Genomic DNA, 24,760 nt, shown 5'->3' with positions numbered 1-24,760 from the left:
CTCGACGGCCCCTCGTGTTCCTGCGGAGGCGGAGGGATTTGAACCCTCGTGCGGCTTTAAGACCGCTCCCGCTTAGCAGGCGGGCGCCATAGACCTGACTAGGCGACGCCTCCTCCGCTGACCCTCATCGTCTCGCCCGACTTTGCCGTGGAAGGCGTCGTAAGGCACGATGAATCGGAAAGCCCCGCAAGGCTACCCCGAGGCAGTCATCGGCTGCAAAATGGGTGGGAACGTTGAACCAACCGTGTGTTGCAGTGTGTCGTCCGGGGGATGGACCCACGCTCGTGGCTCGCAATGAACGCACAGTCACACGGACTGTCGCCACACAGCTGAGGTATGGATGTCGCAGCACGACCAGCCAGATCCGGAAGCATCGCCCGGACCAACGCGCAATGGCGCGTCGATCAGCCGCCATGATGCACGCCTGCTGCGCGCTCGTCAGCTTCGCCGCGCGCTGACCTCGACCGGGTTGAGCACCCTCTGGCCCGGGCTGGGCCTCATTCGAACCCGACGCCGCGCCTGGGGAATTGTCCTCGCCGTCGCCGCGCTTCTGGTCGCACTGCTGATGACCTACCTGCTGCTGAACGGCGGCATCGTCCGTGGCGCAGCCAGCTTCACTACCCACAAGGGCATCCGGTTCCTGATCGGCTTGTTCGTGCTCGGCGGTATCGCGTGGGTGTCCGGCATCGTGGTGACCGCCCGGGAGTCGATGGGCCGCCGTTGGCCGAACAACTTCAAGTGGATCTTGCGCGCCTTCACCGCCGTGATGGTGGTGCTGGTGGCGGTGCCTGCCGCGCAGGCCACCCGCTATGTATTCATCACCCAGCGGACCCTCGACAAGATCTACTCGCAGCGTTATGACAAACGCGGCGGCAGCGCGACCACACCGGTTGCCGGCGCGAACCCGTGGAAGAGCGTCGACCGCGTGAACATCCTGCTGCTCGGTGCTGACAGCGGCGCCGGTCGCTGGGAACTGCGCACCGACTCGGTGATGGTTGTCAGCATTGATCCGCAGACCGGTGACAGCAACCTGGTCTCGATCCCCCGCAACCTGGAGCATGTGCCGTTCCCCGAGAACAACCCGCTGCATGCCGTTTACCCGAAGGGCTTCAGCTGCGCCAACAACCAGTGCTTGATGGACGCCATCTGGGTAGAGGCCGAGGTCAACAAACGCAGCCTCTTCCCCAAGGATGAAGCTCATCCTGGGCTCGACACCACCCGCGAGGTAGTCAGCGAGATCACTGGCCTGTCGATGGACTACACCGTCGTCGTCGACCTGGCCGGGTTCAACCAAATGGTCGACGCCATGGGCGGGGTCTACATGAACGTTCCTGGGCCGCCCCCTGGTATCCCGATCGGCGGGAAGATCGAAAACGGTCGGATCAAGCCGGGCAGTATCACCGGCTACATCAAGCCGGGCTACCAGAAGCTGAACGGCTACCAGGCTCTGTGGTACTCCCGCAGCCGGGTCGCCGGGTCGGACAACGACCGGATGCGCCGGCAACGATGCATGGTCAGTGCGCTGATCTCCCAGAGCGACCCGATCAGCTTTGTCACGAAGTTCACCCAGATCATGTCGGTGGCTGAGAACAACATCACGATGGACATCCCGCAGGACGACCTGCCGGCCTTCGCCAATCTGGCCAACCGGATGAAGAAGGGCAACCTGCGCACCGTCAACGTGTCCGACAACGTGAACCACTACAACCCCGACTACGCCAAGATCCGGTCGATCGTCAAGGCTGCCCTCGCCAAGCCACACGACGAGGCCGCGCCCAAGCCCGGAAGCACCGCCTCCAGCACCGCCTCGAGCAGCACCACCGGAACCGCCGGTAGCTCGAGCCCGTCGAGCACTTCGACCTTCAACCCGATCACCAATACTGCTGACTCCTGCTGACCACCCGGGCGGCAGTCCCGCGCCGACGAAAGGCCACGATGAGCGCACGCACCGTTCTCGCCACGACTACCGCCGGATTGCTGGTCGCTGCCGGCGCCGGCGGCTACATGTTCTGGGACCAGAACCACCAGGAACAGGTGGCCAACGACGCGGCAGACAACGCTGCGCTCTCCTTCGCGCAGGCTTGGGCCGCGCGGCATCTGGACCGGGCAACGTACGTCGGCACCACCGGCAGCGCCGCGCAGGCGAACTTCGACACCGCGACGGCAGCGCTCGGCAAGGGCACGATCCGTACGAGCGTTGAATCGGTCAAGCGCAGCGGCGACACCGCCGCTGCTTCGATCAAGGTGTCGTGGGCGATCGGTGGCGGACAGACGTTCACCTGGTCAGACCCGGTGAACCTCGCCAAGGCTGGGAACACCTGGGGGGTCAAGATCGGCGATGCATCGCTGTGGCATCCCAAGCTGCAGGCGAACGACCGGTTCGTCCTCAAGGCCGACACCGGCCTGCGCGGTCAGGTGCTCGGCAAGGGCAACGCCGGCATCATGACCAACCAAACGGTCTACGACATCTCCCTCGACCCGACGAAGGCAACACCGGCCACCGCGGCCACTGTCGCGGCGGTCACCGGTTCGAGTGAACTGGTTACCAAACTCGCGAAGGCCAAGGCCAAGGGTTCGAAGGCGACCATCTTCGTGGTCACCTATCGCCAGGCCGACTACGAATCCCGGGCCGCCGCCTTCCGCGCCGACGGCGTCGTAGTGGCCCAACGCAAGCAACCGCTGGCCGCCAGCAAGACGTTCGCGCAGCCGATTCTGGGATCGGTCGGACCGGTCACGGCCGAGATGGTCACCAAGAACCCCCAGCTCTACCGCGCGGGGATGTTTGCCGGAGCCTCCGGGTTGCAACGCCAGTACGACACGCTCATGCAGCCCAAGGGCGGCCTGCTGATCACCGCGGCTTCCGCGCCCGGCACCTCCTTGTTCGGGGCGCCGGCCACCAACGGCAGCAACCTGGTGACGACCCTGGATCCGGTGGTGCAGACGGCCGCCGAAAGCGCCCTGGCCAAGCTGGGCTCCGACAAGTCGGCGGCGATCGTGGCGATCGATGTTCCCTCCGGCAACATCATCGCCGCGGCCAACGGGCCGACCTTCGGGCTGGAGCGCGCTCTCACCGGCCGCTACTCCCCCGGGTCCACGTTCAAGATCTCGACGGCTTACCAGTTGATGCGCAAGGGACTCGACCCGAACTCCGTGGTCACCTGCCCGCAGGAGTTGAACGTCGACGGTTCCATCATCCGCAACTTCGAGGGTGAGAGCCTCGGGTCGCCGACCTTCGTCGACGATTTCGCCCACTCCTGCAACACCGCATTCACCGCGTCGGTGATGAAGTACTTCGGCACCTCCGACTCCAAGACCGGTGCGGCAGCCTTCGGGATCGGTGGCAGTTGGGGCGACCAGGTGGGTTATTCGGGTGCCTATACCGGCAGCGTTCCGGTGGCGAGCGGCAAGACCGACCAGGCGGCCATGTCCTTTGGTCAGGGCCGAATTCAGGTGTCTCCGTTGGCTGTTGCCGCGATGGCCGGGTCGGTGGCGCGGGGCAGTTTCCTGCCGCCGACACTGGTCACCTCACCCGCTCCGGCGGGTTCACGGGCGCCCATGGCCCTCGATGCCCCGACCATTGCTTCGCTCAAGACGATGATGCGCAAGACGGTCACCGACGGCACAGCGACGCTGTTGTCGAACACACCGGGTGGGGACGTCTACGCCAAGACCGGAACGGCCGAGTTCAGTGAGGGCGGCAAGTCCGGCGCCCACGCCTGGCTGGCCGGATGGCAGGGCAACGTGGCGTTCGCTGTGCTGGTGGCCGATGTGCCGGCCGGGCAGGGCGGCGGAACCGTGGCGGCTCCGGTGGCCCGGGACTTCCTCACGACGTTGGCGAACACACCGCACTGACGGCGCGGCCGAACGCTGGGGGCGTACGCCCGGTGGCACCGGCGCGTCCGGGATTGCCGCAGGCGCCCAGACATGACGAAAGGCCCCGTCCGACACGGACGGGGCCTTTCTACCTGAGTTGAAACTCAGACCGGAGCGACGTTCGTCGCCTGCGGGCCCTTGTCACCCTGGGTGATCTCGAACTCGACGCGCTGCGCCTCTTCCAGGCTGCGGTAGCCCTGGGACTGGATGGCCGAGTAGTGAACGAAGACGTCCGGGCCGCCGCCGTCCTGGGCGATGAAGCCGAAGCCCTTTTCAGCGTTGAACCACTTGACGGTTCCCTGTGCCATGCGGGGTAACTCTCAATCTATGTTGCGGTTTCGGGCCAGCCGTTTTGACGGGCCCGGTGTTGCTGAAACCACCCCACATGACCTTCTGGTGCACGAGGAACTGCGACTGCAACAGTGATGACGCTAGCACTCCTTGGCCGAAAACTCCGCATAAGGAAATTCTTGAATCGTCAAGATTCGGTCAACTGCGGGTCTGGCGGGGTGGTTTGTGAACTGCCGGTATCCCGTGCGTCGCATGCAAGTGAACGCACGGGAACGGCATAGCAACGGCGTCGAAACGAGATCGAAGCAGCGTTGCTGTCAGCTCTTCTTGAACAGACCGAGCTTTCCGAAGTGGTCCGCGAGCAGGTAATAAACCGTCACGCGGTGCTTGCGGTTCACCCCCTTGAGGGTGGCTCCGACCTTGTCCATAGCGGCATCCTGCTCGGCCGGGTCGGTGACACCCAGCTTCTTGGTGAGGAAGCCCGCCTTGACTCGGTCGGTCTCCTTCTTGTCGGAGAAGGAGACCAGCGATGCGTCGACGCTGCGCAAGGCGATTCCGCAATGCCGCACGATGCCGGCAATCGCTTCATCGTCCGCGCCGGGGACGTATTTCTTGACGTCTGCTGCCCAGTCAGTGGCCATACCGGTGCCTTTCGATGGGGGTGCATCAAGCGCACCCAGTGATCGCAGCGAACCGGCTCCGGCTGGGATTCTCCTGTGAGCCAGCTCACTGCGGGGATTGCTGGTGTCAGACGGCCGCCGGCCGGTCGGGGTCGGCGGGGTCTGCGTGCTGGGTCTCGGTCGGCTCCAGGGATGACCGGCCAGGGTGGTTCAGCAGTTCGAGACCCTCGTCGGAAACGACTCGTAGGGACGCGTCGCCACGTCCAGCGAATTGCTCCGCGATGCGACGCAGTTCAACCGGCGGCATGCGTACGTTCGCAGTTGCCAGGCGCTGCGCCAGCGCGGTCTCGATCTCTGACGCCTTTCGGTGGTCGCCCCCGGCGACTGCGTCGAGCGCGGCGATATAGCCCTGCAGCTGCTGCGGAGTCAGCGACTCGACGAAGTCGTGGGACAAAGTGATCGTGCGTCCGATGGGTGCTTGATCCATGACGGTCCTTCCTTGAACGGTCGGTCCTTCCATGGTGCCGCTCAAGGCGGTTGCCGTCACCCCATCGCCGGGGTGATTTTCAGGTTTTCCCACACCAATGGCCGGGCCGGTTGTGCCACGATCGGAATTAGCACATCACGGGCGTTGATCGCCTGCCGGGCGACCGACGATCACCACTACATCCACACCCGTCCACTCCGGAACGAGGATTGATTTCAGTGACTGACAACGAAGGCACCCAGCCCAGCCCCAGCGTCCCGCAGGAAGAGCTAGACCGACTCGCCCGCGCCACCCTGGTCGGCAGCGACGGCGACAAAATCGGCAATGTCGAGCAGGTTTACGTCGACGACAGCACCGGCAAGCCGTCGTGGGTCTCGGTGAAAACCGGCCTGTTCGGCACCCACGCCACGCTCGTTCCGGTCGATGCGGCCACCGGAAGTGGCGACGAGTTGAAGGTGCCCTACACGAAGGACATCGTGAAGGGCGCGCCGAAGATCGACGCCGACGAACACGTCTCCCGCAGCGAAGAGACCGAGTTGCACGACTACTATCGCAGCCACGGCTGGCGCGGCGATGAGGCCGGCGACGAGAAGGATGCTGCCGTCACTGGAACCGGAACTGGAACTGGCACCGGCAGCGACAGTGACAGGGGTGCCGACAACGGCACCGCCGCGGCCGACCAGAGGACCGATGCCACCGCCGGCTCGGATGGCTTCAACGCTTCGGACGAGACCCGCCGCGGTCGCCACGCAGCCGGGGACACCAGCGGGCTCGCCGCCGGTGGGGCGGCAGCAGGGGTGGGCGCCGCAGGCGTCGCCGGTGCGGCGTGGGCCTCGCGTGGCAACGACGGTGGCTCGGCCGACGCCGCCAATGACGGCGCGACAAATGAGCGTCCGGCGAGCCCCAGCGAACCCACGACGACCTATGGCTCGGAGCCCTCGAACCAGGCGGCCGGTTTCGGTGACGACCGCCCCGTCGATCCGACCACCGCGGACGCCCCGACCGCGCCCGCTGTCGGCACCATCCCCGATCCGTCCGGCCGCGCCGATGTGCCGACAACTCCCTCGGCCGACCCGACGCTCGGCGCGTTCGACAGCCCGGCGCCCGGAACTGCAGGACCGGACGCGAGCACAAATGCTGGCGCCGACGTGTTCGGCGACAGCGCTCTGCCACAGTCGGATTCAGCCGATGCGGGCTTGATGAGCACCGGCGGCGAGATCGACCAGCAGCCCAGCGGATCGGACTGGGAGGGAGACGAGGCGAACTCCTATGCCTTTAGCGCCCGACCCACCGCTGGCGGTGGCGCTGACGCTCAAAGCGATGGGTCCGCAGTTGACGATTGGGCGGCCGAAGGCGGATCCACTGACGGCGTCGACCGCGGATCGGCCGATGGATCAGCTGACGGATCGACTGGGGGCGCAACCGGAGGTCGCCGGATCAGCGGCTACGACGAGGTCGTTGACGGTGGCTACAGCGTCGGCTCTGCCGCACCGATCCACGACAACGCCCAGCCGCTCGGCCACGGTGTCCGCGCTTGGCAGGACACGATGTCCTTCCGCGACGGCGACGAGACCGACGGTGAGCGGGAGCCCGACGTGTGGTTCCTCGACTCGAACGCCGCTCAGAACGCCGGGTTCCACCCGGCCGACTGACACCGTACGAAGAAACGCCGGTGCCCTCTGCGGGCGCCGGCGTTTCGCTCTTGTTCAGGGGCGTTCGATCCATTCGCGATAGAAGTCCGGCAACTGTGAGGTGCGTCCCCGGTAGTCGGGCGCGCGCTTCTCCAGGAAGGACGCCACACCTTCTTTGCCGTCGCCCACGCTCGTATAGAACATCGCGAGGGAGTCGACGCGGTGGGCGTCGGCTGGGTGCTCGTAGGCACTGTTGCGGCGCATCATCTGGCGGGCCAGCGCCACCGCGACAGGGGAACGACCCTGGGTCCAGCGGTCGGCAAGCGCACGGGCTTGGGTCAGCAGGTCGGCAGGTTCGTACGGTCCGAGGGCGAGGTCGTTGGAAACGGCGGCATCGGCGTCGAGTATGTCGGCGCTCAGCACCAAGTCGAGCGCGCGAGCCAAGCCGACAATGCGCGGCAAGAACCAGCTCGACGCGGCCTCAGGAACGATTCCGATCCGGCCGAATACCAACCCGATTCGTGCTTTTGTCGATACGAGTCGGGCGTCCATCGCCAACGTCATCGTCGCGCCAATCCCAACCGCGGGCCCGTTGATGGCGGCGATCACCGGCTTGGTGCAGTCGTGGATCGCGAGCGTCACCCGACCGCCGGTGTCGCGCACCCGCGCCATCTCCGGGTTGTCGAGATCTGCCAGGTCCGCGAGCGTCGGTGTCTTGGTTTCGTCGAGACCGAAAACGTTGTCGGCGGCGGTGAGGTCCATCCCCGCACAGAACGCGCGGCCGGCCCCGGTGACGATCACTGCTCGTACGGCGTCGTCGTCGTTGACCGCCCGGAACGACTGCTCGAGTTCGCTTGCCATCTCGACGGTGAACGCGTTGAGCTCTTCGGGCCGATCAAGGGTGATGGTGAGGACGCCATCTTCGAGGGTGTGGGTGAGCGTGGAGTAATTCACGGGCGTCCTCCTCGAGCGGCGGTGGAGCGGAGGGCGTGGGATTCGAACCCACGAAGCCGGGGCTACCGACTTAGCGGTTTTCAAGACCGCCGCACTAGGCCACTATGCGAGCCCTCCTGGCCCGGGCATGCCCGGAGCGCCACTTATCTTAGGCATTGTCGGGCTCTGCCTTGCGGCAGCCCGGCAGGTAGTGTCGGGCGGCAGAGACGAGAGGAGTGCCCATGGGCAAGTTATCTTTCCTGGTCGGGTTCGCGGCCGGATATGTCGCCGGCGCGAAGGCTGGCGAGACGCGTTACGAGCAGATCAAGCTGCAGGCGAACAAGGCCTGGCAGCACCCAGCGGTGCAGTCGAAGGTCGACCAAGCAACCACCCAGCTCAAGGAGCGCGGCCCCGAGGTCGCAGCCGCGGCCGGGCAGGCAGCCCTGAAGGGCGCCGGCAGCGCCGCCAAGGGGGCAGTGAACGCCGGCTATCAGGCAGCCGTCCACGGCAAGCAAGGCCCGGTCGTCCCGGGCGAGGTGGCGGCCCCCGATGCCGACACCGACAGCGGCTCCACCCGCCTGGTGACGGACTCCCCCGCAGACCACCCGCGGTCGACCGACGCCGGATTCGACGCCAACTGATCCGCGCGCCGGGTTGACCCAAGCGCACCATCCTTTACGGTGGATTCGAAGCCACGCCCTCCATTTCCGCGCAGTTCCGCGGTTTCTATGGTGGACTTGGCCACTGCTGAAGGCACAACCGAACAGCACATCGATCGTTGACGGACACATCGTCCGCCACTTGATTCGCAGAGACAGGATTTCCAATGAACAAGACCGACCTCGCCAGCACGATCGCTCAGCGCACCGGTGTCAGCGTCAAGGACGCTAACTCCGTCATTTCCGGCCTGAACGACGTCATCCTCGAGGCCGTCGGCCGCGGTGAGAAGATCCAGCTCCCCGGCCTGCTGACCATTGAGGTTGTCGACCGCGCTGCTCGCACCGGCCGCAACCCGCAGACCGGCGAAGAGATCCAGATCGCCGCGTCGAAGGCTGCCAAGGTGACCGCGGGCTCGAAGTTGAAGGCTGCTGCGAAGGGCTGAACGCCTGAAGCATGACGAGGGCGCCCCGGGTTTCCCGGGGCGCCCTCGTCATGGGTCATCCGATTGAAGCGGTGGAAGCAGGCCGTGAGGCCGCCACTCAGATGTAGATCGCGGGGTCCTGCCACGGATCGTGGGCGACATTCGGGCGTACGACCGCCGGAACGCCGACCGCGGTCGAGTCGGCCGGAACGTCCTTGACCACGACGGCATTCGCGCCGACCGCAGAACCGGCGCCGACGACCACCGGGCCGAGGATGCGAGCGCCTGCACCGACGGTGACTCCGTCACCGAGGGTGGGGTGGCGCTTGACCTTGGCGAGGGTGCGGCCCCCGAGGTTGACGCCGTTGTAGAGCATGACGTCGTTGCCGATCTCCGACGTCTCACCGATCACGACACCCATGCCGTGGTCGATGAAGAAGCGCTTGCCGATCTGCGCACCGGGGTGGATCTCGACCCCGGTGACCGCGCGGGAGGCCTGCGACAGCAACCGGGCCGGCAGCTTCCAGCGGCCGCCGCGGTTCCACATCGCGTGGGAGACACGGTGGGTCCACACGGCATGCAGGCCGGGCGATGCGAGCGCCATTTCCAGCCGGGAGTCCACCGCGGGGTCACGCTCGATCGCCGCGTCAATGTCCTCGCGAAGACCGTCGATCACTCCACGCAGACGGCCGCGTGTGGACCTACGCGAGCGACCACCATCGGTGAGTGCCACCACTGCCTACCTCCTTTGTCGTACGGACTACGCCGGGACCCGCGGCGCGGGTCCCGGCGACGGGGTCAGTCCAAGATGCCTTCGAAGAGGATCGTCGACAGGTAGCGCTCACCGAAGCTGGGGATGATGACCACGATGGTCTTGCCCTTGTTCTCGGGGCGGGCGGCGACCTGCGCGGCGGCCGACAGCGCGGCGCCGGAGGAGATACCCACCAGCAGACCCTCGTCGGTGGCAGCCTTGCGGGCCCACTGCACGGCGGTCGGGGCGTCGACGTCAATGACCTCGTCGTAAACGTCGCGGTCGAGGATCTCGGGCACGAAGTTCGCACCGAGGCCCTGGATCTTGTGGGGGCCGGGCGCGCCGCCGTTGAGGATCGCGGACTCGGCCGGCTCGACGGCGATGATCTGCACGTCGGGCTTGCGCTCCTTGAGGACCTGGCCGACACCGGTGATGGTGCCGCCGGTGCCGATGCCGGCAATGAGGATGTCGACCTTGCCGTCGGTGTCGCGCCAGATCTCCTCGGCGGTGGTCTCGCGGTGGACCTTCGGGTTCGCCTCATTGGCGAACTGGCGGGCGAGCACCCCGCCGCGCTCGGCGGCGATCTCGTTCGCCTTGTCGACAGCGCCCTTCATGCCGCCGGCACCAGGGGTCAACACCAACTCAGCGCCGAAAGCCTTCAGCAGGGCCTTGCGCTCCGACGACATGGTCTCCGGCATTGCCAGCACCACCTTGTAGCCCTTCGCGGCGCCGACCATCGCCAGCGCGATGCCGGTGTTGCCGGAGGTCGCCTCGACGATGGTGCCGCCCGGCCTCAACTCGCCGGAGTCCTCGGCTGCCTTGATGATCGCGGCACCGATGCGGTCCTTCACGGACGCGCCGGGGTTGCCATATTCGAGCTTGGCGGCGACGGTCACCTCGGGCTCGTCGATGATGCGATTAATTCGGACCAGCGGAGTGTTGCCGATGGCCTCGGTCACGTCGTTAAGAATGGGCACGCGGTTCGCCTTTCGTCTGTTCGGAGCCAGCGGGCTCCCCGATGCATAACGCTGCAATGGTTATACATGTTCCAAGATCAGGTTATAGACCATTCTGTAGAGGGGCCACCCGGACCGGATGGCGAACGCTGCACCCCTACCCGCCAGTAACAATCCGATAGGATTCGCGCCATGACTGCGCTGAAAATCGTCGCCGGCGTTCTGACGCTCGGCATCACGCTCGTCGCGGTGCTGCTCGCTGCCCGCGCCGTCACCCAGTTCATCGCCACCTTCAAGATGGGTCGGGCCGAGAACCGCCGTGATGCAAAGGGCGCGCGCACCACGACGCTCGTGCGAGAGTTCCTGGGCCACACCCGGATGGCTCGGCTGCCGATCGTGGCCGCCGCCCACTGGGTGACGATGATCAGCTTCATCGTGCTGTCGCTGGCGGTGCTGCAGTCCTACTTCCAGGTCTGGAACCCCGAGTTCGTGTTGCCGATCATCGGCCACTTCTTCCTCTGGGAGTGGGTCAACGAGATCCTCGGCTGGACCGGGTTGATCGGCATCTGCTGGCTGATCTGGAACCGCCGTAAGAACCACCCCGGTCGCTCGGCCGGCGTCGAGGGCCGCCGTTCGCGGTTCTTCGGCTCAATGTTCTGGCAGGCCTACTTCGTTGAGCTCGTCATCCTGATCGAGATCATCTGCGTGCTGACCCTGCGCGGCCTGGAATACGCGCTGGAGAAGAGCCACGGCGGCGACCACGCCAACGCCTTCCACTTCCCGCTCACCGGCTTCATGGGGCAGTGGTGGTCGAACATGTCGACCAGCTCGATCGAACAGTTCGTCATCGTCATCTCGACGATCAAGATCCTCACCGCGATGGTCTGGATGATCACCATCTCGCGCAACATGACGATGGGAGTGGCCTGGCACCGCTTCCTGGCGTTCTTCAACATCTTCTACAAGCGTCACGCCGACGGGCGCACCTCCCTCGGCGCGTTGCAGCCGCTGATGGTCGGCGACAAGCCGCTGACCCCGGAGCTGATGGAAGACCTCGAGGGCGACGAGATCCTCGGCGTCGGCAAGGTCGAGGACTTCACCTGGAAGGGCCTGCTTGACTTCTCGACCTGCACCGAGTGCGGTCGCTGCCAGAGCCAGTGCCCGGCTTGGAACACCGACAAACCGCTCTCGCCCAAGCTGCTGATGATGACGCTGCGCGAGAACGCCCACGCCAAGGCGCCCTACCTGTCTGCGGCCGAGGACCTGAGCGATGTCGCGCTCATCGGCGACACCGGCTACGACGTCGAGCACCCGCTGACCGCGTACAACCCGCATGGTCCTGATGCAGTCATCGATCAGGACGTGCTGTGGAGTTGCACGACCTGTGGCGCCTGCGTTGAGCAGTGCCCGGTCGACATCGAACACGTCGACCACATCGTCGACATGCGGCGCTATCAGACGCTGATCGAATCGGCCTTCCCCAGCGAGTTGGGCGGCTTGTTCAAGAAGCTCGAGAGCAAGGGCAACCCGTGGGGTATGGCGCCGCGCGCCCGTCTCGACTGGGCCAAGGACCTGCCCTTCGAGGTCAAGGTTTACGGCCAGGACGTCGAGAACCTCTCCGGTGTCGACTACCTGTTCTGGGTCGGCTGCGCCGGCGCTTACGAAGACCGGGCGAAGAAGACCACGCGAGCCGTCGCCGAACTGCTGAACCTCGCCGGCGTGGAGTTCGCGGTGCTCGGTGATGGTGAGACGTGCACCGGCGACTCGGCCCGCCGAGCCGGCAACGAGATGCTGTTCCAAGCCCTCGCGCAGCAGAACGTCGAGACCCTCAACGAGGCCGGCGCGACCAAGATCATCGTCACCTGCGCGCACTGCTTCAACACCCTCAAGAACGAGTACCCGCAGCTGGGCGGCGACTACGAGGTGCTGCACCACACGCAGCTGCTCAACCGCCTCGTACGGGAGAAGCGCCTCACCCCAGTGAGCCGGCCCGACCAGGCTTCGTCCACAGGCGCTGCTTCGACCGGTGCATCGGTGACCTACCACGACCCCTGCTACCTGGGCCGCCACAACAACGTCTACGCCCCGCCACGCGAGCTGATCGGCTCGCTGCCCGGTGTGGAGATGCGCGAGATGGAGCGCAGCGGGGAGACCTCGTTCTGCTGCGGCGCCGGTGGCGCTCGCATGTGGATGGAGGAGAAGCTCGGTTCGCGGATCAACATCAACCGTACGCAGGAGGCCGTCGCCACTGGCGCCGAGCGGATCGCGGTTGGTTGCCCGTTCTGCCGAGTGATGCTCACCGACGGTCTGACCGCGGAGCAGTCCGAGGGGCGGGCCGCGGAGAACGTCGAGGTTGTCGATGTCGCCAACATGCTCCTCGCGGCGGTCAAGGCCGACGCCTGAGTCGAGACATGAAGCAAGCGCCCCGCCTAGGGCGGGGCGCTTGCTGTGTGTCAGCCGTGTCGCTGACGGGGCAACCTTTCACAGGTGGTGCCGCGGGATGTCCTCTTCCACAGGCTGCCTTCTGCCGGCGTACGGGGTGAGCCGGCGGTGCTTAGCGTCACGGTATGAGTGATGCGGCGGAGATCGGGGCGGTGGCCAGGCGGGTCGCCGCGGTGGCGGTGTCGCTGCGATCGATCGCCGGCCGAGCCGAGTTGGGCGCGGGCGTGCAGTGGCGCAGCGTCGGGGCGGAGGCCTACCGAATCCGACTGCGCGAGCAGGCAGCTCGGCTGCGTTCCCTCGCGGCGCGGGTCGACACCGTCGAGTCCGACCTCTATCGCTACGCCCGATCGGTCGACCACCGCCAGAGCGCGACCGGTCAAGGGCTCCAGCAGGTGGCCGATGAGATCGTGAAGTCGGTGTGGTGAGCGGGCCGGAGCGCAGCGGCGGTGCGTATTCCACCGATGCGCGGCTGAGCGATCTGCGAGCGACCGCTGGGGCGCTGGATCGGTTGGGGCTTGACGTGCGCGGTTGCTGCACGACCTTCGTACGAGCGATGCGCGACCTCCCGACGACCGCGGCCCCCTTCGCCCCGCTTCAGGCGGCCGAACTCGGGCTGACGGAACTGCGGCTCGGTTATGGGGTTGACGGGTTAATGAGCGGGGCCATGGGGATGGAGGGGCTCGCAGCGAAGTTGCGCTGGACGGCGACGACCTATGCCAGCACCGACCAACTGCAGGCAACCTCGCTGCGGGCGCTGCAGACGGTGACGGCGCCGGCGCGTGCGTTCTTCGTGTTGGGCGCGATGTTGCAACTCGGCACCTTCGCCGCGGTGCCTCTCCCCCGCGAGGCCGATGTGGTGCGCGACTACTTCCTGCCGTCTCGGCTGCGTGACCAGGGCGGTCGGGCCTATGCCATCGTGCTGGCTTCGACTCTCTCCTTATGGCCCGGGACCGTTGACGATCTCCTGCTGACGGTTGGCGCCGGGATGGCTGCCTGCGGTGGGCCTTCCGATTTGGAGCATCAGGCCGCGCTGGTCGTCCTGGCCGCCCGCAACGCCCGGCTGTTGCGCGACGATCGGCCACTCACCGTGACACCGGCGCCGGCCCATCGACCACCTGCGACAGCCCCGCTGCAGGTCGCCGACGTGATCGACGACATCGGGGGGTTGGAGTCGCCGGGCGCCAGCCCAGACGGCCAACAGTCTCGGGTTCGCGTACGCCGCGTGACAACGCCCGATGGTCGCAGCGGATGGATCGTCGAGATCCCCGGCACTCAGTCGTGGAGCCCGCTGTCCGGTCACAACCCGGCAGACCTGACCGCGAACCTGGCCGGCACCGCTGCCTTGCCCTCCAGCCTCTATCCGGCGATCGCGACCGCACTGCGGCAATCGATGCAGCGCGCGGGGGTTCGCCCCGGCAGCGAACCGGTGCTCCTGGCCGGTCACAGCCAGGGCGGGATCGTCGCGACCCGGATGGCGCAAGATCCCGCGTTCCGCCACGAGTTCAGGGTCACCCACGTCGTCACCGCCGGCTCGCCGGTCTCGGGGATGACGGTGCCCGGATCGGTGGTGACCCTCGACCTGGCGCACCGCAGCGATCTGGTTCCCCGCTTGGACCGGCGGGATGCGCCCGATTCGGTTAATCGCTACGGGATCACCGGCGATCCGGCCGCCCCGCGCTCCGCCGACAAGACCGACCCGATCGCGGTTCACGGCGCCGACCGCTACGCCGACTCGGCTCGAGAGTGGGCCTCGGCCGCTTCCACCGACCCCAACGTGCGCTGGTTCTACGACTCGGGGCCGTTCTTCGCCGGTGGGCGGGAGATGTCCTACGACTACTACCTGCAACGGCCGACGTCATGAACCAGCAGAGCGGACTCTGTCCGCTGAATACGGGACTACCGGTGGCCGCGCCCCAAATCTATGGTCACTGGCATGGGGAAAACTTCAGGACTCTCGCTGGTCGCTTCGGTCGGTGTCGCGGCCCTGCTGACCGGTTGCGGCGGTAGTTCGGGAAGCGCGAGCACCACGGTCACGGTGACCCAACCAGCTTCGTCGTCCGTATCGACGCCTGGGACGCCGCCTGCGACCGCCACCGTGACCGTTGCTCCGCCCGCGCCGACCAGCTCTGCCGTTGCAACCGCGCCCGGAATCACTCCAGCTGCGCCGCCAGTTGCTCGATCAACCGTCGCCTTCCCGGCTGACGCGCAAGCGACCTGCATGACCGCCGACTACGGCTCGAGGATCCCGATCACTGACCCGGGGCTTCGCACGCAGCAGGGCCATCGCACGACATGCGGTTTCGCCGAACGGGTGGCATCGGTGTTGCGGGCGGGGTATCACACCCATCCCGGCAACACGACTTATCAGCTTGGCATCTACAGCAGCACGCTCGATCGGAACCTGCCCATCACGTGTTCAGTTACCTAGGGGCTAGCAACCTGCGTAGCTGATGGCTACACCGAAAACGTCTACGTCACCACCCAAGACTTGTCGCTGGGCTGATCGCCGCCACTGCGACAGTTCTTCACGAGCCCACTTGTTGCACCAGGTCATCCGGCACCCAAGTGCCGCCCTATCAGGTCTGCGCACCCTCGAACTGTGCTTCGTAGAGATCCCGGTAGACCCCGTCGCGCGTGACGAGATCCTCGTGTTGTCCCTGCTCGACGATCCGGCCCTGGTCCATCACCAAAATGACGTCGGCGTCGCGAATGGTCGAGAGCCGGTGGGCGATCACGAAGCTCGTACGGTTGGAGCGCAAGGCGGTCATCGCCTGCTGTACGAGGACCTCCGTACGGGTGTCGACCGACGACGTCGCCTCGTCCAGGATCAGCAGCGCCGGATCCGCGACGAACGCCCGAGCGATCGTCATCAACTGTCTCTCCCCGGCCGACACATTGGTGCCGTCCTCGTCGATGATCGTGTCGTAGCCCTCGGGCATCGAGTGGACGAACCGGTCGACGAAGGTCGTCTCGGCTGCCTGCCGGATCGCCGCATCGTCGGCCGCCTCATTGCCGTAGCCGATGTTGTCGCGAATCGAGCCGTGGAACAGCCAGGTGTCCTGCAGCACCATCCCGATCCGGGTGCGCAACTCACGCCGGGGCACATCGCGTACGTCGGTGCCGTCCAACGTGATCCGTCCGGAATCGACGTCGTAGAACCGCATGATCAGGTTGACCAACGTGGTCTTGCCCGCACCGGTCGGACCGACGATCGCGACCGTCTGTCCGGGCTCAACGACAAGGTTCAGCTCGCGGATGAGCGGCTCCTCGCCATACCCGAAGGAGACGTCCTCGAAGGTGACGCGACCGCGGGTCGGGGGCAACGCGCCCGCCGCCTCGGCCGGCTCCTCCACCGCGTCGAGCACCGCGAAGACGCGCTCCGCGCTGGCCACGCCGGACTGCAACAGGTTCACCATCGACGCGAGCTGGGTGATCGGCTGGGTGAACTGTCGGGAGTACTGAATGAACGCGGTCACTTGGCCCAGCGACATCGATCCGGAGGCGACCTGCAGGCCGCCGAGCACGCAGACGATGACGTACTGCAGGTTGCCGACGAACATCATGATCGGCATCACCAGACCGCTGATGAACTGCGCGCGCCAGCTGACCCTGGTCAGTTCATCGTTGGTTTCGGCGAACCGCTGCTGGGTCTGCGGACCGCGTCCGAAGACCTTCACCAGCTCGTGCGCGCTGTAGGTCTCTTCGATCTGGGCGTTCAGCGCGCCGGTGTGGGTCCACTGCTGCACGAACAAGCCCTGCGACTTCTTCATCACCCGACCGGTCACAACCATCACGATCGGCACCGCGACGACTGCCACGACGGTCAGCCACCACGAGATCGAGAGCATCATCACCACGACACCAATGACGGTCAGCCCGTTGACCAGCAACTGCGAAATCGTCTGTTGCATCGACTGACCGACGTTGTCGACGTCGTTGGTGACCCGCGACAGCAGCTCACCGCGCGGCTGACCGTCGAGGTAGCTCAACGGCAGCCGGTTGATCTTTGCCTCGACTCGGTCGCGCAACTTCTGAACCGTGCGCTGCACGATCCGCGCGAGCAGGAAGCCTTGGACGAGTTGGGCCAGGGACGCAACGGCGTAAAGCCCCAGCACGATCAGCAGGATCCGACCGACTGCCCCGAAATCGACACCGTGACCAGGGATCAGGTGGTCCATCTTCGCGAGCATGTTGGCGACGGTGCTCTCGCCACGGGAACGAGCCGCCTCAACGACCTGGTCCTTGGTGGCGCCGGCTGGCAGCTTCCGACCCACGGCCCCGGCGTAGACGTAGTCGACCGCCCGGCCGAGCACTCGCGGTGCGATAACTGACAGCACCACCGAGACGATGGTCAGGGCCAACACCAGAACCAGCTCGCTGCGGAACGGCCGCAGCAGCCCGAGCAACCGCTTGCCCGACGCGCGGAAGTCCATCGTCTTTTCGGCGGGACCGATGCCCATGCCCGGACCGCCCGTCCGACGCATGGGTCCGCGTGGCTGGCCGCTCATACCGTGGCTCCCGCGAAGTGTCGAAGGGACGAAGGAGTGGACAACGTCGTGGGGCCGTTCACGATGCGCGCTCCATCCGCTGCGAGGCGACGATTTCGGCGTACTCCGGACAGGTTTTCAGGAGGTCGTCGTGTCGGCCGAGCCCGACCACTCGCCCGTCCTCCAGCACCACGATCTGATCGGCCGACTGCACCGTCGAGATCCGCTGCGCCACCACGAAGACCGTCGATTCACGCACCTTCGGCTCCAACGCCGTACGCAATGCGCGTTCGGTGCGCAGGTCGAGAGCCGAGAAGCTGTCATCGAAGAGGTAGACGCGCGCATCGCTGACCAGCGCACGCGCAATCGCCAGGCGCTGTCGCTGACCACCACTGAAGTTGCTGCCGCCCTGCTGGACCGGCGCCTCGAGGCCACCTTCCAGATCGCGTACGAACCCCTCGGCCTGCGCGATGCGCAGCGCCTCCCAGAGCTGCTCGTCGGTCGCCTCCGGATCGCCATAACGCAGGTTGCTCGCGACCGTCCCGGTGAACAGATAGCTCTTCTGCGGAACGATCCCGATGTGTCCCCACAGCAGGTCCGGCTCAAGCTCACGAACGTCGACACCGTCGATCAACACAGCACCCGCGGTCGCGTCGAACAGCCGCGCCACCAGCGAAACCAGCGTCGTCTTGCCCGATCCGGTGGCCCCGACAATCGCGACGGTCTGCCCCGGCTCGGCCCGCAACGTCACGCCGGACAACACCGGCTGAGCGGCGCCCGGGTAGGTGACTCCCGCGTCCTGGAACTCGACCACGCCGCGTGGCTGGGCCGGGGTCACCGGTTTCGCCGGGGGCACCACGGAAAGCTCCTCGTCGAGCACTTCGCCGATGCGCTCCGCGGCGACCGCCGCGCGCGGAATCATCATGAACATGAAGGTCGCCATCATCACCGACATCAGGATCTGCATGAGGTAGGTCATGTATGCGGTCAGTGACCCGATCGCCAGACCGCCGTTGTCGACCTCGTGGCCGCCGAACCACCACACCGCTGTGGTCGAGAGGTTCATCACCAGGAAGACGGAGGGGAACAGGGCCATCATCAGTCGACCGGTCCGCACCAGCGAGTCCCCGAGCTCGCCACTGGCCGCCTCGAAACGCTGCTGCTCGTAGGGTTCGCGGCCGAAGGCGCGAATCACCCGTACGCCGGAAAGATGTTCGCGCAGAATGCGGTTCACCGTGTCGAGTCGGCGCTGAACCTGCCGGAATCCCGGAACCAGGTTGCGCACCAGAAGCCCCACCACGATGCCGAGCAGGATCACCGCCACCACGATCAACCAGGACAGCGACACCGACTCCCGCAGCGCCATGATGATCCCGCCGACCATCATCAGCGGTGCCATCACCATCAAGGTGGCGCCCATGAGGACCACCATCTGCACCTGTTGCACGTCGTTGGTCGAGCGGGTGATGAGGGTGGGTGCGCCAAAATGGTTCACCTCCCGCGCCGAGAACGCGCCAACCCGGCCGAACAGCCTCGCGCGTGTGTCCCGGCCGAAGAACATCGACAGGCGCGCACCCACGTAGGCCGAGGCGATCGAACCAATCACCTGGACGAAGGACACCCCGAGCATCCAGCCGCCGGTGCGCCAGATGTAGCCCGTGTCGCCCTGGCTGACACCTTGGTCAATGATGTGGGCGTTGAGAGTCGGCAGGTAGAGCGACGCGATCACGCTGACCAGTTGCCACAGGACCAGCGCCGCGACCAACCCGGGATAACGCGTGAGGTGGGCTCGGACTTGGCGAAGAAGCACGTTTCCTATCGTCGCACTCCACGGCGATCGACCCAACCGAGTTCTCCGCCCGCGATACCTTCTGCTCGTTGTCTAACGCTGGGAGGCATGAACGTGCGCAGCAAGCGCCACTGGGCTGCGCACGATGTGCGCCGCATCGCCGTCACGGCTGCTGTCGTTCTACCGCTGCTCTGGTTCGCCGGCTCGGCAATCGCCGCCGGTTGGTTCCCGCAAGGCGACGAAGCACTGATCGCGTTGCGCAGCCACGACGTGTTCTCCGCGCACCCGCCGCTGCTGGGCATGCGCACCACCAGCGACGCGTCCAATCCCGGAGTCTGGGCGCACCACCCCGGGCCGGCCCAGTTCTACCTGCTGTCGGTGCCGTACGCCCTGACCGGATTCGCGCCGATCGGCCTCATCGTCGGCGGCGCCGTGATCGCAGCAGCCTTCGTCGTGATTGCCCTAGGCGCTGGCTATCGTGCCGGCGGGTGGCCGGGCCTGTGGTGTGCGGCCGCGGTCGCGGTCGCTCTGGAATCGGTCTTCGGGCGAGTTCTGGTGTTGCCGTTCAACACGTGGCCGCCAGTCCTCGGACTACTGGCCACGCTGATGACTGGGTGGCAACTGCTGCGCGACGATGTCGACGCACTCCCTTGGTACGCCGCCTGCGCGTCATTCACCGCGCAGACCCACCTCGGGTTCCTTTCCGTTGTCGGGGTCCTGACCGGCTTCCTCGCCGTCGTCGGCATCGTGCGCTGGCGCCGAGTCCACGACGTGTGGTGGCCGATGTCGGGCGCCCGACCCGCGTACGCCGATCGCCCCCGTTGGCGGCGCCCGGGCACCATCGCCACTGCGATCACCGTGGCGTTGTGGCTGCCGCCGCTGCTCGACCTGTTCCTGACTCGCCCGAACAACCTGAGCGAGCTGATCGCGCTGCTCGGCTCCCCGACCAGCGCGCCCACCGTCGGGTTCGGTCACGCCTTTGGTTACCTGCTGCGGATGTTCCTGCCGACGACCATCCTCCCATCAACCGCCGGAACGTTGGCGGCACTGCTGGATCCGGAATCGGCCATGAAACCGCCGCAGGCTGGACTCCTCCCTTCGCTGATCGGAGCCCTCACGATCGCGGGGGTCGTCGTCACGGCGTGGGGTGCTCGCGGGATCGTCCGACGGCCGCGGCGGCGCAGCATGCGCCGGCCTTCTCTGGCCCTCATCGCTCTGGTCTGCTGCCTGCCGGTCTGGTGGACCGCGTCACGCGAGGTGGGAGAACACCGCCTCGCCTATATCGCCCTGCTGGTCGCGGCACCCCTGGTTGCTACCGCCGCCGTCATCTGGAGCCTGGCTCACGAAGCTGCGCGGAAATGGCCGCAACTCGCCGACAGGGCAGCCCACCCGGGCGTAGCCGGCGGGCTCGCGGTGATCGCCGCGTTGCTGCTGGTCATCACGTTGCCCGGCCCGAGCAGCCTGCAGACTGTCGGTGGCAGCGCACAAGACTGGAAGCAGTCCCATACCGTCGCCGACCCGGTCGTGGCATCGGTCGATCGACTGGCCCCGGGCCGCGCGGTCATCATCCAGAGTGAGGGTCCGTTGTCGCAGTTCAGCGTCGGTCCCGCGGTGGCAACGGCCCTGCGCTCGGCAGGTCATCCGGTGTTCTTTGACACAAGCTGGCCGCGGCAGCAGGAGGACGACTTCCGTCGGGTCCGCCATGCCCCCACCGACGCAATACGGGTCGTATTGCGCGAGCGGGTGAGCGGCGGCCCATGGTTCAACAACGCGACGATCCCGGCCGGGATTTCCTGGAGTCACTCGTTCACCGTCGAGTTCGCCGGGGTCACTGGTGAGGAACAGGTCGCAATCGCGGTTCCCTGAGCAGCGAGCCTCCGACCCGCGAGATCAACCGACCGACACCAAGGCCTCAAGCCCCGAGCCTCGGCCCGAAATCAGGCAAGCCCGTGGGCCTTCAGGAAGGTGTTTGCAACCGCCTTCGCGTCCTTCTTGTCGATCACAACCTCCTTGACCATCTGAGCGAGGTCATCGGTGGTCAACTTGGCCGACAGCTTGTTCAGGGTGACCTGCACCTTCGGGGTGGCCGCGGAGCGCGCGATCAACGGCACCACCTGGTCAGAGCCGAAGACGTGCTTGTTGTCCTGCAAGACGACGAAGTTGTTTGACTTGATGGCCGGGTCGGTCGAGAAGATGTTGGCCGCCTGGGCCTGGTTGTTCTTCAACGCCGAGGCAATCGCGGTGGTCGCACCCAGCGCCCGGAAACTCTTCGGCACCAGGTTGTAGGTGGTCTTCAGCCCGGGCAGACCCTGCTCACGCCCCTGGAACTCAGAGGGCGCCGCGATGGTGACGTCCTTGCTGTGTTTCGCCAGGTCGGAAATCGTCTTCAGATTCCACTTCCGGGCAGTGTCCTGGGTGACGACCAGCGAGTTGGAGTCCTGCGCCTGCGACGGCTGCAACGCCAACTGCGAGCAGGGAACTGTGGTGACCAACGCGGCATAAACCTCGTCGGGCACCTTTTCGGTGGCTGTCTTGTCGAGGAAGCTAAGCAACGACCCGGTGTATTCAGGGACGATCTGCACCGAACCGTCGTCGAGCGCTTTCAGGTAAGCCTCGCGCGCACCGATCGGGTCGGTGGTGGAGACCTTGATCCCCTGCGCGCGCAAGGCGCCGGCGTAGAGCTCGGCGATCAGGCCAGACTCCGGGAAGTTCGCCGAACCGATGGTGATCGACCCGCTCTTGGGCTTCGCGGTGGAGCACTTCCCACCACCGGAGCCACCACTGTTGAGTGGGTCGCCGTTGAGGCCGCAGCCGGCGACGCTTCCGGAGAGGGTGATGGCGAGCGCGGCGACGAGCAGCGAGCGTCGGGTGGTCATGGGGTGCTCCCGGTGAGTTCGGGGGTGTGGGTTCGGGCACGGCGCAGGCGACGCCGGTTCCGCCGGCCGGTCAGGCCCGGTGAGACGGTGGACCGCTGGACAGCGGCGAAGATCAGGTCGATCAGCAGCGCCAGCACGGCGACGAGCAGCGAGCCGCCGACCATCACTTCGTATTGGCTCTGGGCGAGGCCGTCGATGAGGTAGCGACCGAAGCCGCCCAGCCCGACCGATGCGGCGATGGTGGCGGTCGCGATGACCTGCAGGGTGGCGCTGCGCAGACCGGAGAAGATCAGCGGCAGCGCGCAGGGCAGTTCAACCTGGTTGAACACCTCACGACCGGTCATTCCAATGCCGTACGCGGCGTCGCGGGTGGCCGGTTCGACCTCACTGACGCCCGCATGGGCACCGGCGAGAATCGGCGGAATCGCGAGAATCACGAGGACGAAGATCGACGGGGCGGTGAACGCCAGATCGCCACTCAGCCGGGGCGCCGCCCAGAGCGCGGCCACGAACAGCAGGCCCAGCGACGGAATCGCGCGAGCCGCATTTGCCACCGCGATCAGCCACGCGGCCTTGCCGGTGTGAGCGATCCAGGTTCCGAGCGGGATCGCGATCAGCGCCGCGATGACGACGGTGATCGCGCTATAGATCAGATGTTGTTCGAGGCGGTGCAGAATCCCGGCATCGCCGGTCCAGTGCGCTCCGGTCGTCAACCAGTTCCAGACGTTGGTCAAAATCATGCCGTCAACGCCTTTCGCCAGGGAGTCAGCAATCGAGCCGCCAGCTGGATCACCAGGTCGAACAGAATGGCGAGAATCAAACAGGCGACGATGCCCACGACGATCTCAGTGACGTAGTCACGCTGGAAGCCGTCGGTCAGGTAGTAGCCCAGTTGAGACACCCCGATCAGCGAGGCGACACTCACGATGCTCACATTGCTGACCGCGGCGACCCGCAGCCCACCAGCGATGACCGGGATTCCCAGCGGCAGCTGCACCTTGAGCAAGCGCGGAAGCGCCGGCATACCCATCGCCGTGGCGGCTTGGGTGACCGAGGTCGGCACCGCATCGAGCGCGTCGGTGACCGTTCGAACCAGGAGCGCCACGGTGTAGACCGTCATCGCGGCGATCACATTCAACGGCGACAAGATGCGGGTGCCGAGAATGATCGGCATCACGATGAACAGAGCCAGCGACGGGATGGTGTAAAGCAACCCCGACCCCGCCACCATCGCCGGGCGCCAGCGAGTTCGGCTATGGGCCAGCCACCCCAACGGGATCGCGATCAGCAAACCGAGCACCAGCGGGATCCCGGCCAACAAGGTGTGTTGCCACGCCCGTTGCAGAATCTCGGACCAGTGGTCCACGACGTAGTTCATGCCCGGCCCATCAGTGTTCGGCTACCGGCGCGACATCGTCGGGATCGACCTCGACGCGTTCCTGGTCTTCGATGGCGGTCAGGACCTCATGAGCTCGAACGGTTCCGAGCAGTCGGCCATCGTCGTCGACGATCACCCCGCGGCGCGCGGGCGAGGAGAGCGCCGCATCCAAGCTGGCGCGCAACGGCCCACCCCGGCGGGCGACGGTTCCGCCCCGATGCAACATGTTCGGCACGATCGGAGCGTCGATCCGCTCCGGTTCGACCCAACCCAACGGCTTCTGCTGCTCGTCGACGACGAGCACCCAGCGGTCCTTGGTAGCCACGCGGGCCTCGCTCGCTGTGGCGCCGAGCCGCACGACCGGCTCGTGCGCGAGCGCGAACTTCGGCGACTGCTGGAAGGCCAGCGAGCGATAGCCGCGGTCGCGGCCGACGAATCCGGCGACGAAGTCGTCAATCGGGTGGGCCAGCAGATACTCCGGGGTGGCGACCTGGGCCAACTTTCCGCCGACCCGCAGCACAGCCACCTGATCGCCAAGCTTCATCGCTTCGTCGATGTCGTGGGTGACGAAAACGATCGTCTTGCCCAGGTTGCCCTGCAGCCGCAGGAACTCGTCTTGCAACTGATCGCGGACCAGGGGGTCGACGGCGCTGAACGGCTCATCCATCAGCATGACCGGCGGGTCAGCCGCGAGCGCGCGGGCAACACCGACGCGCTGCTGCTGACCACCGGACAGCTGCGAGGGGTAGCGGTCGGCGTAGTCAGCTTGCAGCCCGACCAACTCGAGAACCTCGCGACTGCGCTCGGCGGTCTTCTTTTTATCCCAGCCCAGGAGGCCGGGGACGGTTCCGATGTTCTCCAGCACCGTTCGGTGGGGGAACAGCCCGCCGTGTTGAATCACGTAGCCGATGCCACGACGCAGCGTTGCGGCCGGCACCTTGGAGACATCGTCGCCGTCAATGGTGATGCGACCACCGGTGGGATCGATCATCCGGTTAACCATCCGCAACGATGTGGTCTTGCCACATCCGGACGGGCCGACCAGGCAGGTGATCTTGCCGGTAGGGACTTCTAGGTCGAGGTGATCGACGGCGATCGTGTCGCCGTACGCCTTCACCACCTGCTCGAAGCGGATCATGATTCGACCGTAGACGGTGCCACCGAC

At 66.3% G+C, this 24,760-nt stretch carries 21 protein-coding genes and 2 tRNA genes; 9 read left to right on the top strand and 14 right to left on the bottom strand.

All coding sequences use genetic code 11. The annotated features are described in order from the left end of the window. Nucleotides 1-23: 23 nt before the first annotated feature. A tRNA-Ser gene (locus ACYU98_RS12500) sits at nt 24-113 on the bottom strand. Between the two features lie 227 nt (nt 114-340). On the opposite strand from ACYU98_RS12500, the gene ACYU98_RS12495 reads away from it, so the two are divergent. Both ACYU98_RS12495 and ACYU98_RS12490 read left to right on the top strand, forming a co-directional pair. Continuing rightward, on the top strand, nt 341-1,897 hold the full coding sequence (locus ACYU98_RS12495) for an LCP family protein (protein ID WP_460468548.1): 1,557 nt from the start codon (nt 341-343) through the stop codon (nt 1,895-1,897). 38 nt (nt 1,898-1,935) lie between these two features. Then, complete coding sequence (locus tag ACYU98_RS12490) at nt 1,936-3,852, top strand: penicillin-binding transpeptidase domain-containing protein (protein WP_460468547.1); 1,917 nt, start codon at nt 1,936-1,938, stop codon at nt 3,850-3,852. 125 nt (nt 3,853-3,977) lie between these two features. Here the strand turns inward: ACYU98_RS12490 and ACYU98_RS12485 are convergent, their stop codons facing one another. From ACYU98_RS12485 to ACYU98_RS12475, 3 genes are all read right to left on the bottom strand, one after another. After that, complete coding sequence (locus ACYU98_RS12485) at nt 3,978-4,181, bottom strand: cold-shock protein (protein ID WP_460468546.1); 204 nt, start codon at nt 4,179-4,181, stop codon at nt 3,978-3,980. A 300-nt stretch (nt 4,182-4,481) separates the two neighbouring features. Continuing rightward, on the bottom strand, nt 4,482-4,805 hold the full coding sequence (locus tag ACYU98_RS12480) for a DUF2853 family protein (protein WP_460468545.1): 324 nt from the start codon (nt 4,803-4,805) through the stop codon (nt 4,482-4,484). 106 nt (nt 4,806-4,911) lie between these two features. Next, nucleotides 4,912-5,271, bottom strand: coding sequence for a hypothetical protein (locus ACYU98_RS12475; RefSeq protein ID WP_460468544.1), 360 nt, complete (start codon nt 5,269-5,271; stop codon nt 4,912-4,914). A 218-nt stretch (nt 5,272-5,489) separates the two neighbouring features. On the opposite strand from ACYU98_RS12475, the gene ACYU98_RS12470 reads away from it, so the two are divergent. Next, complete coding sequence (locus ACYU98_RS12470) at nt 5,490-6,923, top strand: PRC-barrel domain-containing protein (RefSeq protein ID WP_460468543.1); 1,434 nt, start codon at nt 5,490-5,492, stop codon at nt 6,921-6,923. A gap of 54 nt (nt 6,924-6,977) precedes the next feature. Here the strand turns inward: ACYU98_RS12470 and ACYU98_RS12465 are convergent, their stop codons facing one another. After that, the gene (locus ACYU98_RS12465; RefSeq protein ID WP_460468542.1) at nt 6,978-7,856 is read right to left on the bottom strand and encodes a crotonase/enoyl-CoA hydratase family protein; all 879 of its coding nucleotides are present in this window, start codon (nt 7,854-7,856) and stop codon (nt 6,978-6,980) included. 27 nt (nt 7,857-7,883) lie between these two features. Continuing rightward, nucleotides 7,884-7,973 (bottom strand) — tRNA-Ser (locus ACYU98_RS12460). A 104-nt stretch (nt 7,974-8,077) separates the two neighbouring features. Here ACYU98_RS12460 and ACYU98_RS12455 point away from each other — a divergent pair. After that, entirely contained in the window at nt 8,078-8,476 is a 399-nt protein-coding gene (locus ACYU98_RS12455; RefSeq protein ID WP_460468541.1) for a hypothetical protein, read from the top strand. Nucleotides 8,477-8,661: 185 nt separating this feature from the next. Next, entirely contained in the window at nt 8,662-8,937 is a 276-nt protein-coding gene (locus tag ACYU98_RS12450) for an HU family DNA-binding protein (RefSeq protein ID WP_460468540.1), read from the top strand. 97 nt (nt 8,938-9,034) lie between these two features. Here ACYU98_RS12450 and epsC read toward each other — a convergent pair whose 3' ends face one another. Together epsC and cysK are read right to left on the bottom strand one after the other, a co-directional pair. Continuing rightward, on the bottom strand, nt 9,035-9,652 hold the full coding sequence (epsC, locus tag ACYU98_RS12445; RefSeq protein WP_460468539.1) for a serine O-acetyltransferase EpsC: 618 nt from the start codon (nt 9,650-9,652) through the stop codon (nt 9,035-9,037). Between the two features lie 62 nt (nt 9,653-9,714). Next, nucleotides 9,715-10,644 carry a cysteine synthase A gene (cysK, locus tag ACYU98_RS12440; protein ID WP_460468538.1) on the bottom strand — a complete coding sequence of 310 codons (930 nt, stop codon included), beginning with the start codon at nt 10,642-10,644 and terminating at the stop codon, nt 9,715-9,717. 171 nt (nt 10,645-10,815) lie between these two features. On the opposite strand from cysK, the gene ACYU98_RS12435 reads away from it, so the two are divergent. The 3 genes from ACYU98_RS12435 (at nt 10,816) to ACYU98_RS12425 (ending at nt 14,926) form a co-directional block, all read left to right on the top strand. Further along, nucleotides 10,816-13,026 carry a (Fe-S)-binding protein gene (locus ACYU98_RS12435; RefSeq protein WP_460468537.1) on the top strand — a complete coding sequence of 737 codons (2,211 nt, stop codon included), beginning with the start codon at nt 10,816-10,818 and terminating at the stop codon, nt 13,024-13,026. Between the two features lie 164 nt (nt 13,027-13,190). Beyond that, nucleotides 13,191-13,490 (top strand): hypothetical protein, encoded by a 300-nt coding sequence (locus ACYU98_RS12430; RefSeq protein ID WP_460468536.1) that lies wholly within the window; start codon nt 13,191-13,193, stop codon nt 13,488-13,490. Further along, nucleotides 13,487-14,926, top strand: coding sequence for a PGAP1-like alpha/beta domain-containing protein (locus ACYU98_RS12425; protein ID WP_460468535.1), 1,440 nt, complete (start codon nt 13,487-13,489; stop codon nt 14,924-14,926). The genes ACYU98_RS12430 and ACYU98_RS12425 overlap by 4 nt, the downstream gene beginning before the upstream one ends. A 715-nt stretch (nt 14,927-15,641) precedes the next feature. Here the strand turns inward: ACYU98_RS12425 and ACYU98_RS12420 are convergent. Beyond that, complete coding sequence (locus tag ACYU98_RS12420) at nt 15,642-17,525, bottom strand: ABC transporter ATP-binding protein (RefSeq protein WP_460468534.1); 1,884 nt, start codon at nt 17,523-17,525, stop codon at nt 15,642-15,644. Between the two features lie 106 nt (nt 17,526-17,631). Then, entirely contained in the window at nt 17,632-19,362 is a 1,731-nt protein-coding gene (locus ACYU98_RS12415) for an ABC transporter ATP-binding protein (protein WP_460468533.1), read from the bottom strand. Between the two features lie 87 nt (nt 19,363-19,449). Here ACYU98_RS12415 and ACYU98_RS12410 point away from each other — a divergent pair, with 87 nt between their 5' ends. Further along, a complete protein-coding gene (locus ACYU98_RS12410; protein WP_460468532.1) occupies nt 19,450-21,207 on the top strand; it encodes a hypothetical protein in 1,758 nt (585 codons plus the stop codon). Nucleotides 21,208-21,278: 71 nt separating this feature from the next. Here the strand turns inward: ACYU98_RS12410 and ACYU98_RS12405 are convergent, their stop codons facing one another. From ACYU98_RS12405 to ACYU98_RS12390, 4 genes are read right to left on the bottom strand one after another with little or no spacing between them, the layout of a single operon-like run. Then, nucleotides 21,279-22,217 carry an ABC transporter substrate-binding protein gene (locus ACYU98_RS12405; protein WP_460468531.1) on the bottom strand — a complete coding sequence of 313 codons (939 nt, stop codon included), beginning with the start codon at nt 22,215-22,217 and terminating at the stop codon, nt 21,279-21,281. Further along, nucleotides 22,214-22,957: an ABC transporter permease gene (locus ACYU98_RS12400; RefSeq protein ID WP_460468530.1), complete on the bottom strand. Its 744-nt coding sequence runs from the start codon at nt 22,955-22,957 to the stop codon at nt 22,214-22,216. Before ACYU98_RS12400 ends, ACYU98_RS12405 begins: the two co-directional genes overlap by 4 nt. Further along, nucleotides 22,954-23,595, bottom strand: a complete 642-nt coding sequence (locus ACYU98_RS12395; protein WP_460468529.1) for an ABC transporter permease — start codon at nt 23,593-23,595, stop codon at nt 22,954-22,956. The genes ACYU98_RS12400 and ACYU98_RS12395 overlap by 4 nt, the downstream gene beginning before the upstream one ends. Before the next feature lie 10 nt (nt 23,596-23,605). Further along, nucleotides 23,606-24,733, bottom strand: a complete 1,128-nt coding sequence (locus tag ACYU98_RS12390; RefSeq protein ID WP_460468528.1) for an ABC transporter ATP-binding protein — start codon at nt 24,731-24,733, stop codon at nt 23,606-23,608. Between the last annotated feature and the right edge of the window lie 27 nt (nt 24,734-24,760).

The organism is Calidifontibacter terrae, from assembly GCF_054778835.1.
The sequence above is the reverse complement of the archived record's forward strand: the minus strand, read 5'-3'. Positions and strand labels throughout refer to the sequence as shown.